Genomic DNA, 14,303 nt, shown 5'->3' on the forward strand with positions numbered 1-14,303 from the left:
TTTGAGAACTACACAGTGGACGCGAGCATCTGTGGCCAAGTTTTTAAGGGCGCACGGTGGATGCCTTGGCACCAGGAACCGATGAAGGACGTGAGAGGCCGCGATAGGCCCCGGGGAGCTGCCAACTGAGCTTTGATCCGGGGGTGTCCGAATGGGGAAACCCGGCAGTCGTCATGGGCTGTCACCCGCTGCTGAACACATAGGCAGTGTGGAGGGAACGAGGGGAAGTGAAACATCTCAGTACCCTCAGGAAGAGAAAACAACCGTGATTCCGGGAGTAGTGGCGAGCGAAACCGGATGAGGCCAAACCGTATGCGTGTGATACCCGGCAGGGGTTGCGCATGCGGGGTTGTGGGAGTGAGCTTTCACGGTCTGCCGGCTGTGAGGCGAGTCAGAAACCGTATGGATAGGCGAAGGACATGCGAAAGGTCCGGCGTAGAGGGTAAGACCCCCGTAGCTGAAATCTGTACGGCTTGCTTGCTCATTTCCCAAGTAGCACGGGGCCCGAGAAATCCCGTGTGAATCTGGCGGGACCACCCGCTAAGCCTAAATATTCCCTGGTGACCGATAGCGGATAGTACCGTGAGGGAATGGTGAAAAGTACCGCGGGAGCGGAGTGAAATAGTACCTGAAACCGTGTGCCTACAAGCCGTGGGAGCGTCGGATGCAGCTTGCTGCATCTCGTGACTGCGTGCCTTTTGAAGAATGAGCCTGCGAGTTAGCGGTGTGTAGCGAGGTTAACCCGTGTGGGGAAGCCGTAGCGAAAGCGAGTCCGAACAGGGCGATTGAGTTGCACGCTCTAGACCCGAAGCGGAGTGATCTAGCCATGGGCAGGTTGAAGCGGAGGTAAGACTTCGTGGAGGACCGAACCCACCAGGGTTGAAAACCTGGGGGATGACCTGTGGTTAGGGGTGAAAGGCCAATCAAACTCCGTGATAGCTGGTTCTCCCCGAAATGCATTTAGGTGCAGCGTCGTGTGTTTCTTGCCGGAGGTAGAGCACTGGATAGGCGATGGGCCCTACCGGGTTACTGACCTTAGCCAAACTCCGAATGCCGGTAAGTGAGAGCACGGCAGTGAGACTGTGGGGGATAAGCTCCATGGTCGAGAGGGAAACAGCCCAGAGCATCGACTAAGGCCCCTAAGCGTACGCTAAGTGGGAAAGGATGTGGAGTCGCAGAGACAACCAGGAGGTTGGCTTAGAAGCAGCCACCCTTGAAAGAGTGCGTAATAGCTCACTGGTCAAGTGATTCCGCGCCGACAATGTAGCGGGGCTCAAGCGTACCGCCGAAGTCGTGTCATTGCAGCTATAGGGCCAACGCCCGCTGTGATGGGTAGGGGAGCGTCGTGTGCCGGGTGAAGCAGCAGCGGAAGCTAGTTGTGGACGGTTCACGAGTGAGAATGCAGGCATGAGTAGCGATACACACGTGAGAAACGTGTGCGCCGATTGACTAAGGGTTCCTGGGTCAAGCTGATCTGCCCAGGGTAAGTCGGGACCTAAGGCGAGGCCGACAGGCGTAGTCGATGGACAACCGGTTGATATTCCGGTACCCGCTTTGAAACGCCCAATATCGAATCAGGCGATGCTAAGTCCGTGAAGCCGTTCCGGACCCTTCGGGGAAAGGAAAGTGGTGGAGCCGACGAACCAGACTTGTAGTAGGTAAGCGATGGGGTGACGCAGGAAGGTAGTCCAGCCCGGGCGGTGGTTGTCCCGGGGTAAGGGTGTAGGCCGAGGGGTAGGCAAATCCGTCCCTCATACAAGGCTGAGACCTGATGCCGAGCCGATTGTGGTGAAGTGGATGATCCTATGCTGTCGAGAAAAGCCTCTAGCGAGTTTCATGGCGGCCCGTACCCTAAACCGACTCAGGTGGTCAGGTAGAGAATACCGAGGCGTTCGGGTGAACTATGGTTAAGGAACTCGGCAAAATGCCCCCGTAACTTCGGGAGAAGGGGGGCCATCACTGGTGATCCAACTTGCTTGGTGAGCTGGGGGTGGCCGCAGAGACCAGCGAGAAGCGACTGTTTACTAAAAACACAGGTCCGTGCGAAGCCGTAAGGCGATGTATACGGACTGACGCCTGCCCGGTGCTGGAACGTTAAGGGGACCGGTTAGTGACCTTTCGGGGTTGCGAAGCTGAGAACTTAAGCGCCAGTAAACGGCGGTGGTAACTATAACCATCCTAAGGTAGCGAAATTCCTTGTCGGGTAAGTTCCGACCTGCACGAATGGCGTAACGACTTCTCGACTGTCTCAACCATAGGCCCGGTGAAATTGCACTACGAGTAAAGATGCTCGTTTCGCGCAGCAGGACGGAAAGACCCCGGGACCTTTACTACAGTTTGATATTGGTGTTCGGTTCGGCTTGTGTAGGATAGGTGGGAGACTTTGAAGCATCAACGCCAGTTGGTGTGGAGTCGCCGTTGAAATACCACTCTGGTCGTGCTGGATGTCTAACCTCGGTCCGTGATCCGGATCAGGGACAGTGTCTGATGGGTAGTTTAACTGGGGCGGTTGCCTCCCAAAGGGTAACGGAGGCGCCCAAAGGTTCCCTCAGCCTGGTTGGCAATCAGGTGTTGAGTGTAAGTGCACAAGGGAGCTTGACTGTGAGACCGACGGGTCGAGCAGGGACGAAAGTCGGGACTAGTGATCCGGCGGTGGCTTGTGGAAGCGCCGTCGCTCAACGGATAAAAGGTACCCCGGGGATAACAGGCTGATCTTCCCCAAGAGTCCATATCGACGGGATGGTTTGGCACCTCGATGTCGGCTCGTCGCATCCTGGGGCTGGAGTCGGTCCCAAGGGTTGGGCTGTTCGCCCATTAAAGCGGTACGCGAGCTGGGTTTAGAACGTCGTGAGACAGTTCGGTCCCTATCCGCTGTGCGCGTAGGAATATTGAGAAGGGCTGTCCCTAGTACGAGAGGACCGGGACGGACGAACCTCTGGTGTGCCAGTTGTCCTGCCAAGGGCATGGCTGGTTGGCTACGTTCGGGAGGGATAACCGCTGAAAGCATCTAAGCGGGAAGCCTGCTTCAAGATGAGTATTCCCACCTCCTTGAGAGGGTAAGGCTCCCAGTAGACGACTGGGTTGATAGGCCAGATGTGGAAGCCCGGTAACGGGTGAAGCTGACTGGTACTAATAGGCCGAGGGCTTGTCCTCAGTTGCTCGCGTCCACTGTGTTAGTTCTGAAATAACGAACAGCTGTGATGTCAGCCAGCGTTCGAATTTCATAGTGTTTCGGTGGTCATAGCGTTAGGGAAACGCCCGGTTACATTCCGAACCCGGAAGCTAAGCCTTTCAGCGCCGATGGTACTGCAGGGGGGACCCTGTGGGAGAGTAGGACGCCGCCGAACAATCATTGTGGGAAAGCCCCGCACCAGTCATGGTGCGGGGCTTTTCTGCGTTCACGGGCCGGTCGGGTGACCCCGTGCCGAGGTGGGCACGGCGGAACCGTGCGGCTTCCGATTCCTCCGTAATGTGTGGGTATGGGCTACGACCTTGTCATCTTCGACAACGACGGCGTGCTGGTGGACAGCGAGCCGCTCGCCAACAACGTCCTCGCCGGGTACCTGACCGAGCTGGGGCACCCGACCACCTACGAGGAGGCGGTCCGCGACTACATGGGCGCCGCCGTGCACCGGGTGCACGACCTCGTCCAGGAGCGGACCGGGGAGCGGCTGCCGGCGGACTTCGACGAGACGCTGCACGCGCGGACCTGCGCCGCGTTCGAGCAGGAGCTGAAGCCCGTTCCCGGAGTGGAGGAGGTCCTGGGGGCGCTGACCGCCCACGGGATCGGGTACTGCCTGGTCTCCTCCGGCAGTCACGAGCGGATCCGGGTGGCGCATCGGGTCGCCGGCCTCGACGGATGGTTCGAAGAAGAGTGGATCTTCAGCGCCGACGACGTGGGGGAGGGCAATCCGGCACCCGACCTCTGCCTGCACGCCGCACGGCAGATGGGCGTCGAGCCCGCGCGATGCGTCGTCATCGACGACAGCCCGCGCGGGATCGAGGCCGCCGCTGCCGCCGGGATGGACGTGTACGGATACACCGCCCTGCTGCCCGCGGAACAACTTCCCGGGGCCACCGGCTACTTCGGCGACATGATGCAGCTCCCGCTGATCCTGCAACTTCCCGTGTGATCTCTCTACCCACGGGTAGCACCGGGGCCTACGCTGACCCGCCATGACGGATGATGTGCGGCTGCGGCGCGGCCGCGGCGCCCTGGGATTCAGCTTCTTCGTGCAGGGCGTCACCTTCGCCCTGCTCGTCACCCGGATCCCGGCCATCCAGGACCGGTACGGGATATCCGACGGCCTGCTGCCCGTCTTCCTCGCCGCCGTCCCGGTCCTCGCGGGTGTGGCCAGCGTCGGTACCGAGCACCTGGTCAAGCGCGTCGCGCCCGGTGTCGTCCTGCGGTGGGCCCAGCCGCTGGTCCTCCTGTCCCTGCTCGGGGTGGGCGCCGGCGAGCGGTTGTGGCATGTGGCGGTGGCCCTGGGGGCGTTCGGGCTGTCGGTGGGTGCGCTGGACGCCTCGATGAACATGCTCGGGGTCAGCCTGCAGCATGCGTACGGGCGCAGCATCATGCTGGGCTTCCACGCCGCGTACAGCCTGGGCGGGATCCTGGGGGCGTCGGCGGCCTGGTACGGGGCGCACGCGCATCTGGGCCTGTTCGTCAGCTACCTGCCGGCCGTGGCCGTGCTGGTGCCGCTCGTGCTGCTCGGCAGCCGGTACTACGCCGACCGGACGGACCGGACGGAGCGCATGGATCCGCAGCGTCTGCCGGAGAAGGGGCTGGGTCCCGGCGGGTTCTCGCTCCTGCTGCCGCTCTGCCTGGTGATGGCGTGCGCGTACATCGGTGACTCGACGGTCGCGAACTGGAGTGCCAAGTACCTCCAGGACGTGCTCGGGAGCTCGGAGCAGACGGCGACCGTCCCCTACAACGTCTACATGGTGACGACGCTCGTGGGGCGGGCCGTGGGGGACCTGGGTGTGCGGCGGTTCGGGGCCGTGGCCGTGGTGCGCTGCGGGACCCTGCTCGCCGCCGCGGGGTTCGCCGTGGTGGCGGCCGCGCCGGGGGTGTGGGCGGGGATGCTCGGCTTCACGCTGCTGGGGATCGGGCTGTGCGTGATCGTGCCGCAGACCTTCGCGGCCGCGGGGCGGTTGTTCCCCGGTTCTTCCGACACGGCGGTGGCGCGGCTGAACATCTTCAACTACGTCGGGTTCCTGATCGGGTCGCCGCTCGTCGGTGCGGTCGGCGACGCCTGGAGCTACCGGGGCGCGATGCTGGTGCCGATGGTCCTCGTCCTGATCACGCTGTTCCATGTCCGCTCGTTCGGGCCGCGGGAGGCCCGATACGGTGTCGACCATGAGCGGCGAGCCGGTGACCGGGCTGTTGATGTGGGACGAGGCGGTAACGGGGTATGACTTCGGACCGAGCCATCCGATGGACCCGGTGCGCCTGGCGCTGACCATGGGCCTGGTGCGTGCCTTCGGGCTCGACCGGGAGATGGAGGTGCGGGCGGCCCGGCCGGCCGGGGAGTCGACGCTGCGGCTCGTCCACCGGGAGGACTACGTCGCCGCGGTGCGCGCGGTGTCGGCCGACCCGGGTGCCGCCGACGGCTCGTACGGGCTGGGCACGGTGGACGATCCGGCCTTCCCCGGGATGCACGAGGCGTCCGCGCTGATCGCCGGCCAGTCGGTGGCAGGCGCCGAGGCGGTCTGGCGCGGCGAGGCCGGTCACGCCGTGAACTTCGCCGGCGGGCTGCACCACGCCATGCCGGGCGGCGCGGCCGGTTTCTGCGTGTACAACGACGCGTCGCTGGCCATCGCCCGGCTGCTGGAGCTGGGTGCGGAACGGGTCGCGTACGTGGACGTGGACGTCCACCACGGGGATGGCGTGCAGGCCGCCTTCTGGGACGACCCGCGGGTGCTGACGATCTCGCTGCACGAGCATCCGCGGACGCTGTTCCCGCAGACGGGCTGGCCGGAGGAGACCGGGGGCCCGGCGGCGGAGGGGTCGGCGGTGAACGTGGCGCTGCCGGCCGGCACGGGTGACGAGGGATGGCTGCGGGCGTTCCACGCGACGGTGCCGGAGCTGCTGGCGGACCTCCGGCCGCAGGTGCTGGTGACCCAGCACGGGGCCGACACCCACTTCGAGGACCCCCTCGCGCACCTGGCGGTGTCCCTGGACGCCCAGCGGGCCGTGCAGGAGGCCTGTCACGAGCTGGCCCACAGCTGTGCGGACGGGCGGTGGCTGGCGCTGGGCGGCGGCGGGTACGCGGTGGTGGACGTCGTCCCGCGGTCGTGGACGCATCTGGTGGCGATCGCCGCGCACCGGCCGGTGGATCCGCACACGCCCGTCCCGGCCTCGTGGCGCGACGAGGTGTACGCGCGGACGCGGCAGTTGGCGCCCGGGCGGATGACGGACGGGCGGATGACGGACGGGCGGAGCCCGTCGTGGCGGGACTGGGACGCGGGCTACGACCCGGCGGACCGAACGGATCAGGCCGTTCTCGCCACCCGGAGGGCGGTCTTCCCGTTGCGCGGCATGCTGACCTGAGTGCCGGTGCGGCCGTTGATGCATCGTTACGCCAACTGTGGGGCTGTTCGGCGTAATTGATGACCCGGCAGGTGGGGTGGGGGAGCATCGGAGGGTGTTGAGCACCGGCGCGTTGCGTGCGCATCTGCTGGCCGCCCGGTTGGCCGGGCCCGTCGCCACCTCCCGGGAGGAGAGCCTGCGCAGCTACCGGCTGTTCGCGGCGCGGGATCCGCGGGTGCTGCTGGGGCTGGATCCCGAGCGGGGCTGGGGCGAGGGTGACCTGCTGAGGCTGATGGCGGACAAGTGCGGTGTCTCGGCGGACCCTTCGCACGTCAGCGGGCCGGACGTGATCGATCCGGAGCGGACGGTGGCCGCGTTGGAGGCGTTCGCGGGGCGATTGCGGGAGGCGGCGACGGCGGGGTCGTGCGTGCTGTTCGGGACGGGTCATCCGCATCGGCTCCTGGGTTTCTACGCCGGTTTGGCCGAGGCGATGTCGGCGGCGGGATGTGTTGTCCTCACCCCGGCGCAGGGGGCATGTGTCGACATGACGACCCGGTTCGGCGTACGCACGCACCGCATCGCCTACGTACGGGGGGTCGCACTGGTGCGGGAACCCGGCGTGCGGGCGCCGGGGAGTGCGACCGGCGTGCACAGTCATTCGCCGCTGCCGGTTCGGGTGGCTCTGGGGGCCCTCGCGGAGGCCGGCGGGCCGCTGCCGGACCTGGTGGTGGGGGACCACGGTTGGGTCTGCGGTGCAGGTCAGCTCGGCGTGGAGGCGATCGGGCTGGCGGACACCGATGATCCCGCGCTGTTCGTGGGGGAGGCGGAGGGGCGGGTGTCGGTGGCCGTTCCGCTTGATGACGCGGTGCGATCGGACTACTACCATCCGCTCGCCCGGTATGTGCTGGGCCGGGCGAGTCTGACGGGGCGACAGGAGTGGCCGTAGCTCCTCTTCCCCACTCGTATCACGCGCCCCTACTCTGGGGAGTGAGCGTGCGACGACGAGGAGTAACCGGAGGGGAAGCCGGTGCCCGTCATGCGCGGAAGGTCAAGGTGTGTCATGGCTGCTGGCGAGAGGCCTCTCAGTGAGGTTCAGTTCCTGACCGTGGCGGAGGTCGCCTCGGTGATGCGAGTGTCGAAGATGACCGTGTACCGGCTGGTGCACAACGGTCATCTGCCCGCAATCCGGGTGGGCCGGTCCTTCCGGGTCCCCGAGAACGCGGTCCACGAGTACCTCCGAGAGTCCTATGTGGGGGTGGAGTCGGCCTGAGACTGACGGACCCCGACTCCTTCGTAACCCCGGGGAAGCACTCGGATTACGGGCTCGGAGCTCGGGCGGGTAGGCTAGGCCGACGTAGGTCGTGTGGGCCCAGACGCCCCGCACCAGTGAAGAGAAGTGAGCGAGGGTAGTCGTGGGCTCTGTTATCAAGAAGCGGCGCAAGCGGATGGCCAAGAAGAAGCACCGCAAGCTGCTCAAGCGCACCCGCGTCCAGCGCCGTAACAAGAAGTAAACGGCAGCTGTACGTGTTCTCCGCAGCCCCTCCACCATTCTTGGTGGAGGGGCTGCGGTGCAGCCGGGTACTTCTTCGAGGGAGGCGCTGAGCTCGTGGGGAAGGTCGTGCTCGTCACCGGGGCTGCCCGGCAGCTGGGCGGCCGCTTCGTGCGCCGGATCCAGCGCGACCCGGAGGTCGAGCGGGTGATCGCGGTGGACGCCGCGACGCCGCCGCACCGGCTGGGGTCGGCGGAGTTCGTCCGTACGGACATCAGGCAGTCGTCGATCGCCAGGGTCCTCGCCGAGCACGCCGTGGACACGGTGGTCCATCTGGCGGTCACGGGAGGCCGGCCGGTCGGGGGCGGTGCGCACAGCGCCGTCAAGGAGACCAACGTCATCGGGACGATGCAGCTCCTCGGAGCCTGCCAGAAGTCCCCCACGGTGCGGCGGCTCGTGGTGAAGTCCAGTACCAGCGTGTACGGGGGCGCCCCGCGGGATCCGGCCGTCTTCACCGAGACCACACCGCCGAAGTCGCTGCCGTCGGGCGGCTTCGCCAAGGACGCCGCCGAGGTCGAGGGCTACGTACGGGGCTTCGCGCGCCGGCGGCCGGACGTCGCGGTGTGCGTGCTGCGGTTCGCGAACATCCTGGGGCCCTTCGCCGACTCGGCGCTCGCCGAGTACTTCTCGATGCCGGTCATGCCGACCGTCCTGGGCTACGACCCGCGGCTGCAGTTCGTGCACGAGGACGACGTGCTGGAGGTGCTGCGGCTGGCCGCGCAGGAGCCCCGGCGCGGGACGCTGAACAGCGGGACCTTCAACATCGCGGGTGACGGCGTACTGCTGCTGTCGCAGTGCTCGCGGCGGCTGGGGCGGCCCACGCTGCCGCTGTTGCTGCCGGCGCTCACCTGGGTGGGGTCCGCGCTGCGGGCGGTCGGGATCACCGACTTCTCGCCCGAGCAGATGAGGCTGCTCACGCACGGCCGGGTCGTGGAGACCACACAGATGCGCGAGGTCCTCGGCTTTGAGCCGCTCTACACGACCACCGAGACCTTCGCGGACTTCGCACGGAGCCGCGGCAACGGACTGCTGCCGCCCGAGCGGGTCGGACGGGCCGTGGACCGGGTGGCGGCCATGCTGGACGCGGACGGCCCGCGGGACGACGTCGACACGGTTGAAGGAGCGAAGCGATAGTGGCGGACGCCAAGGTCATTCCGTTCGACGAGGACCGGCCGCGCCGGCGGATGCCCCGCCGGGTGCGGGCGGTGCCGGCGCCCGAGCCGGTGGAGCCGGAGACGGCCGCTGCCGCGCCGGAGCCGGCGCCCGCCCCGGCGGAGCGCGGCGACGGCTGGGACCGGCGGATCGCCGGCGGGCTGGCGTTCCTGCGCCGGCGGGTCACCGGGGAGTACGAGGTCGACGACTTCGGCTACGACAAGGAGCTGACGGACCAGGTCCTGATGTCCCTCATGCGGCCGCTGTACGACAAGTACTTCCGGGTCGAGGTCAAGGGCATCGAGAACATCCCGGCGGAGGGCGGTGCGCTGATCGTGGCGAACCACTCCGGGACGCTGCCGCTGGACGGCCTGATGCTGCAGGTGGCCGTGCACGACCACCACCCGGCGGAGCGTCACTTGCGGCTGCTGGCGGCGGACCTGGTCTTCATGCTGCCGGTGGTGAACGAGCTGGCCCGCAAGGCGGGGCACACGCTGGCGTGCGCGGAGGACGCGCAGCGGCTGCTGGAGGCCGGGGAACTGGTCGGTGTCATGCCGGAGGGCTTCAAGGGGATAGGGAAGCCGTTCGGGGACCGGTACAAGCTCCAGCGCTTCGGGCGGGGCGGGTTCGTGTCGACGGCGCTGCGGGCGGGCACGCCGATCGTGCCCTGCTCGATCGTGGGGGCGGAGGAGATCTACCCCATGGTCGGGAACGCGAAGACGCTGGCGCGGCTGCTGGGGGTCCCGTACTTCCCGATCACGCCCACGTTCCCGTGGCTGGGGCCGCTGGGTGCGGTGCCGCTGCCGACGAAGTGGACGATCCAGTTCGGTGAGCCGATCCCGACCGACGGGTACGCCGCAGAGGCGGCGGAGGACCCGATGCTGATGTTCAACCTGACGGACCAGGTGCGGGAGCAGATCCAGCACACGCTCTACAAGCTGCTCGTGCAGCGGAGATCCGTCTTCTTCTGACGTCTACTTCTGACGTGCTGCGACAGTGGTGGGCCGGGGCGCTGCCCCGGCCCACCACTGTTTCCGCCTGCTGTTACTCCGCGTCCTCCGCGCCGAGGCCCAGGCCCGGGAGGAGCCCCGGGAGCAGGGGCGGGAGGGTGATCTCCGGCTTCGGACTCTCCTGGGTGCCCGCGGGGGGCTGCGCCGACTGGCCTGCGGGCGGGTTGAGCAGGTCGCCCGTACCGCCGAGGAGGCCGCCGTCGGCCGGTGTCCGGGTGCTGCCCGAGGGGGACGGCGCGGAGCTGCTGCCGGACGGCGTGCCGCCGGCGGGGGCGGAGTGCTTGGCACCGTTCGACGGGTCGGGCTTGGCGGGGGAGCCCGACGAGCCGCTGCCGCCGCGGGTCTGCTCGGGTGGCTTGGGGAGCAGGCTCTGGAGCGGCGCCACGTCTTCGTCTATGGCCTGGAAGACCGAGTCCACTTCACCGCCGACGTCGGTGAGTTGCACGGGGAGCTTCTCGCGCAGCTTGCCCCAGGTGTCGCGGTGCGAGCGGGAGAACGACGACAGAGTCTGGATCGGGCCGAGGGAGCCGTCCCGGTCGTACGCGGCCTGGAGGAGGCGGTGGCCCTCTTCCGCGTCGTGCTTGACGCCGGACAGCGCCCGGCGGATCGCGCCCAGGGACTCGTGGTCCAGGGTGCCGGTCCGGCCGCGCTCCATCAGCCTGCGGGCTTCCGACAGACGGTTGGAGGCACGGTCGAGATAGAGCTCGCCGCGCTCCGCGTCGTCGTCGGCCATGCCCAGCTTCAGGTCCTCCATGCCCCGTTTCACGGGGTAGAGGTGGTCACCGGGCAGGGCGTCGGAACTGGCAGCGGCCACTCCGCTGAAGGCCCCTGCGGCCACACCCACGGTGAGGCCGCCCGCTGCGATGCCCTTGGACCAGCGGGAGCGGGGCCGCAATTTCCGGAGCGGGGTCGCCCGGTGGGCGCCGCGGCCGGTCCGCTGTTCGGGCACCTGAGGGTCCGAGGCGGCACCGCCCCCGGCCCTCTCCTCCAGCACCATGGCCTCCATGGCGGCAACGAGCTGGGCTCGCTGCACCACTTTGACCTCGGGGTCCAGCGATGGGCGCGGCATCCGTTCGCCGAGCACGCTCGCCAGGGCCAACAACCGGTCGTGGTCGGCAGATTCGGCAGGTGCCTCGGACTGCTCGGCCGCCGGGTCCGGTTCCGAAAGGTCGGATGGGTTCCGATCCTCCAGGGCCTGGGCGAAGGCGTTCGCCCGCCGGTGCGGGGTCACGTTCGCGATCACTGGCGGCACCTCCTCTCGTCATGACGATCGACTCCCCAAGGTGTCCGGAAGGTTGCCTTCCTTGAGCACGTCCACACTTTCGTGTGAGCGGCTTCGGGCAGGGCGTGTCCACAGGGAGCCTGCATTCCGCACAACGAGCGTCGCGGCAGTTGGGTTACGGACGAAGGATGATCGGACCACAGCGTCATCGAGGGGTCACCGAATGTGAGGTCGGGGAGATTGTCTGGACGGGTCCGTCAGCGGGCGTCTTCGGGGAGGAGGCGGGCCAGGGTGCGGACCGCCCGGTACTGGAGCGTCTTGATGGCGCCCTCGTTCTTCCCCATCACCCGGGCCGTCTCGGCGACCGAGAGACCCTGCAGGAAGCGCAGGGTCACGCACTCCTGCTGCTGCGGATTGAGTTTCCGTACGGCCTCCAGCAGGGCCGCGTTGGAAAGGGACTCCAGGACGGAGTCCTCGGGGCTGCGCTCCACCTCGTTGGCGTCGAGCATCTCTCCGGTGGTGACCTCCAGCCTGAAGCGGCTGGACTTGAAGTGGTCCGCCACCAGGTTCCGGGCGATCGTCACGAGCCAGGCGCCGAAGTCGCGGCCCTGCCAGGTGAAGGTGGAGATGCGGCGCAGGGCGCGCAGGAAGGTCTCGCTGGTGAGATCCTCCGCGGTCGCCTTGCCGCCGACGCGGTAGTAGATGTAGCGGTAGACCGTGTCGCTGTACTGGTCGTACAGGCGGCCGAAGGCCTCGGCCTCTCCGGCCTGGGCGCGCTCGACCAGGTCCATCATGCGGGCCTGGTCGCTGTCCGCCAGGGGACGGCGGGGGGCGGCCTGGGTGCCCGTGCCGGCCGCGCCGTTCGAGCCTCCGGCGGCCGAGCGGCCTCGTCTGCCCACCGTCGCCCCGCCGTCGGTCAGGGCGTAGCAGGGACCGGCCGGGCCGAGGCCGGCAGGAACCGCGGCGGCGAAGGCGGGGGCGGTGTACGCGGTGGGGACGAAGCCGCGCAGGTGGTCGAGGACCGTTGCGCGCAGCTGAGCCAGGCCCGAGGCGTCAACCCCGACAGGTGGGTACACGGGACTCCCAGAGGCAGAGCTTCCATCACGTGCAGTGCGGGACCGTTCACCCGTCGTGGCGACAGGTGAGCGGTGGCATGCGTCTGAGGAGAATAACGCTTCGTACAGGCAGCGCTACACCCAGTTGCACAAATCACCGGTTCCGACACTTCTGTTGCGTGTCGAGGGCATATTCGGTCGCGGTTGGTGATCGATTCTTGATCGCTTGGGTGCGCGGAATGGACGCTTCCACGGGGGCGCGCGACCGAGTCGGGCGGCGTGGAGTGCCGCGCCCGGGGCGCGGGTAAGGGTGAGCGAATGCCCGTGGCCGGGGCGGACGGTGGCGCCGGCGCTCGCGGGCGCGGTGTGGCCTGGGCCTGGGTCCGGAGTGGTTACTTGCGGCGTCGGTGCAGGGCGATGGCGGCGGCTGCGCCGCCCGCGATGGCGCCCACTCCGGCGGCCGCCGGGACGCCCACCTTCACGGCCTTGCGGCCGGTCCGATAGTCGCGCAGCCGCCAGTCGTTGATCCGGGCATGCTTGCGCAGTTTTGTGTCGGGATTGATCGCGTACGGGTGTCCGACCAGCGACAGCATCGGGATGTCGTTGTGCGAATCGCTGTAGGCGGCGCAGCGTTCGAGTTCGAGGCCCTCGGCGGCGGCCAGGGCGCGGACCGCCTCGGCCTTGGCGGGGCCGTGCAGCGGTTCGCCGACCAGGCGGCCGGTGTAGACGCCGTCGACGGATTCGGCGACGGTGCCCAGGGCGCCGGTCAGCCCGAGCCGGCGGGCGATGATGGTGGCGGTCTCCACGGGTGCGGCGGTGACGAGCCACACCTTCTGTCCGGCGTCGAGGTGGGCCTGGGCCAGGGCGCGGGTGCCCGGCCAGATCCGCTCGGCCATGTACTCGTCGTAGATCTCCTCGCCGATGGTCATCAGTTCGGAGACCTTGTGGCCCTTGACGATGGACAGGGCGCTGTCGCGGGCGTCCTGCATGTGCTCGGGGTCCTCGACGCCGGCGAGCCGGAACCAGGCCTGCTGCCAGGCGAAGCGGGCGAGTTCGCGGCGCCGGAAGAACTCGCGCTTGTAGAGGCCGCGGCCGAAGTGGAAGATCGCGGCGCCCTGCATGACGGTGTTGTCGAGGTCGAAGAAGGCGGCGGCGAGGTCGTCGCCGGCGACCGGGAAGACGGGCTCCGCGGGACCTTCGACCGCTGCCGGCGCTTCGAGGAGTTCGGCGTGGGCTTCTTCGGGCGCGGCCTCGGCGGGGCCTTCGGGCCCGGTCAGCGCGGTCTTGCGGGCGGCTTCGGCCGAGGCCTCCCCGGCCAGCACGCTACGTGCGGTGGCGGAGCGCCTGCGCGGGGTGAGCCATCCGGGAGCGGCCATGACGCGAGCATAGCCACTGTGTTCGGGAGTTCCCGAACCGATGGGAAACGGAGGCGTTAACTCTTCGCGTCGCCGACGGACCGAACGGGCGGGCGGCGGGGGCGCGGGAGAATGGGGAGATGAGCCCTTTGTTGCGCCGTAAAGAGAAGAAGAGTCCCGGCGAGCGCCTGGTGACGCTCATCGGGAAGCCGGGGTGCCACCTGTGTGACGAGGCCGAGGAGGTCGTCGCGAAGGTCTGCGCCGAGACCGGGGCGCAATGGGAGAAGAAGGACATTTCACAGGATGCGGAGCTCTACCGGCTCCACTGGGAGCAGATTCCGGTGGTCCTGGTTGACGGCGAACAGCACACCTTCTGGAGGGTGAACCCGGACCGGCTCCGGCGGGCGTTGGGAGCCTGACCCCCCGCC

12 protein-coding genes and 2 rRNA genes are annotated in these 14,303 nt (G+C 67.7%); 11 read left to right on the forward strand and 3 right to left on the reverse strand.

Annotated elements, in window-relative coordinates; all coding sequences use genetic code 11:
- The first annotated feature begins 33 nt into the window (after positions 1-33).
- From NRK68_RS19055 to NRK68_RS19100, 10 genes are all read left to right on the forward strand, one after another.
- Positions 34-3,153 (forward strand): 23S ribosomal RNA (locus NRK68_RS19055).
- 77 nt (positions 3,154-3,230) lie between these two features.
- A 5S ribosomal RNA gene (rrf, locus tag NRK68_RS19060) occupies positions 3,231-3,347 on the forward strand.
- 132 nt (positions 3,348-3,479) lie between these two features.
- The gene (locus tag NRK68_RS19065; RefSeq protein ID WP_257856294.1) at positions 3,480-4,133 is read left to right on the forward strand and encodes an HAD family hydrolase; all 654 of its coding nucleotides are present in this window, start codon (positions 3,480-3,482) and stop codon (positions 4,131-4,133) included.
- A gap of 43 nt (positions 4,134-4,176) precedes the next feature.
- Positions 4,177-5,418 (forward strand): MFS transporter, encoded by a 1,242-nt coding sequence (locus NRK68_RS19070; RefSeq protein WP_257856295.1) that lies wholly within the window; start codon positions 4,177-4,179, stop codon positions 5,416-5,418.
- On the forward strand, positions 5,390-6,553 hold the full coding sequence (locus NRK68_RS19075) for an acetoin utilization protein AcuC (RefSeq protein ID WP_257857883.1): 1,164 nt from the start codon (positions 5,390-5,392) through the stop codon (positions 6,551-6,553). Before NRK68_RS19070 ends, NRK68_RS19075 begins: the two co-directional genes overlap by 29 nt.
- A gap of 94 nt (positions 6,554-6,647) precedes the next feature.
- Positions 6,648-7,478 carry a phosphatase gene (locus tag NRK68_RS19080; protein WP_183067087.1) on the forward strand — a complete coding sequence of 277 codons (831 nt, stop codon included), beginning with the start codon at positions 6,648-6,650 and terminating at the stop codon, positions 7,476-7,478.
- Positions 7,479-7,592: 114 nt separating this feature from the next.
- Positions 7,593-7,802 carry a helix-turn-helix domain-containing protein gene (locus NRK68_RS19085; protein WP_008738568.1) on the forward strand — a complete coding sequence of 70 codons (210 nt, stop codon included), beginning with the start codon at positions 7,593-7,595 and terminating at the stop codon, positions 7,800-7,802.
- A 142-nt stretch (positions 7,803-7,944) separates the two neighbouring features.
- Positions 7,945-8,043 carry a 30S ribosomal protein bS22 gene (locus NRK68_RS19090; RefSeq protein WP_003948845.1) on the forward strand — a complete coding sequence of 33 codons (99 nt, stop codon included), beginning with the start codon at positions 7,945-7,947 and terminating at the stop codon, positions 8,041-8,043.
- A gap of 95 nt (positions 8,044-8,138) precedes the next feature.
- Positions 8,139-9,215 carry an NAD-dependent epimerase/dehydratase family protein gene (locus NRK68_RS19095; RefSeq protein WP_183067086.1) on the forward strand — a complete coding sequence of 359 codons (1,077 nt, stop codon included), beginning with the start codon at positions 8,139-8,141 and terminating at the stop codon, positions 9,213-9,215.
- A complete protein-coding gene (locus tag NRK68_RS19100) occupies positions 9,215-10,204 on the forward strand; it encodes a lysophospholipid acyltransferase family protein (protein WP_183067085.1) in 990 nt (329 codons plus the stop codon). Before NRK68_RS19095 ends, NRK68_RS19100 begins: the two co-directional genes overlap by 1 nt.
- Before the next feature lie 73 nt (positions 10,205-10,277).
- Here NRK68_RS19100 and NRK68_RS19105 read toward each other — a convergent pair whose 3' ends face one another.
- The 3 genes from NRK68_RS19105 to NRK68_RS19115 all read right to left on the reverse strand — a co-directional run bounded on the left by NRK68_RS19105 (position 10,278) and on the right by NRK68_RS19115 (position 13,896).
- Positions 10,278-11,486, reverse strand: a complete 1,209-nt coding sequence (locus NRK68_RS19105) for a DUF5667 domain-containing protein (protein ID WP_183067084.1) — start codon at positions 11,484-11,486, stop codon at positions 10,278-10,280.
- Positions 11,487-11,722: 236 nt separating this feature from the next.
- Positions 11,723-12,541, reverse strand: coding sequence for an ECF subfamily RNA polymerase sigma factor, BldN family (locus NRK68_RS19110; protein ID WP_030665215.1), 819 nt, complete (start codon positions 12,539-12,541; stop codon positions 11,723-11,725).
- A 371-nt stretch (positions 12,542-12,912) separates the two neighbouring features.
- Positions 12,913-13,896: an HAD family hydrolase gene (locus tag NRK68_RS19115; RefSeq protein WP_257856297.1), complete on the reverse strand. Its 984-nt coding sequence runs from the start codon at positions 13,894-13,896 to the stop codon at positions 12,913-12,915.
- A 119-nt stretch (positions 13,897-14,015) separates the two neighbouring features.
- Here NRK68_RS19115 and NRK68_RS19120 point away from each other — a divergent pair, with 119 nt between their 5' ends.
- Positions 14,016-14,294, forward strand: a complete 279-nt coding sequence (locus tag NRK68_RS19120) for a glutaredoxin family protein (protein ID WP_030965238.1) — start codon at positions 14,016-14,018, stop codon at positions 14,292-14,294.
- Positions 14,295-14,303 lie beyond the last annotated feature (9 nt).

Source organism: Streptomyces yangpuensis (assembly GCF_024666385.1).
Taxonomy (GTDB): domain Bacteria; phylum Actinomycetota; class Actinomycetes; order Streptomycetales; family Streptomycetaceae; genus Streptomyces; species Streptomyces yangpuensis.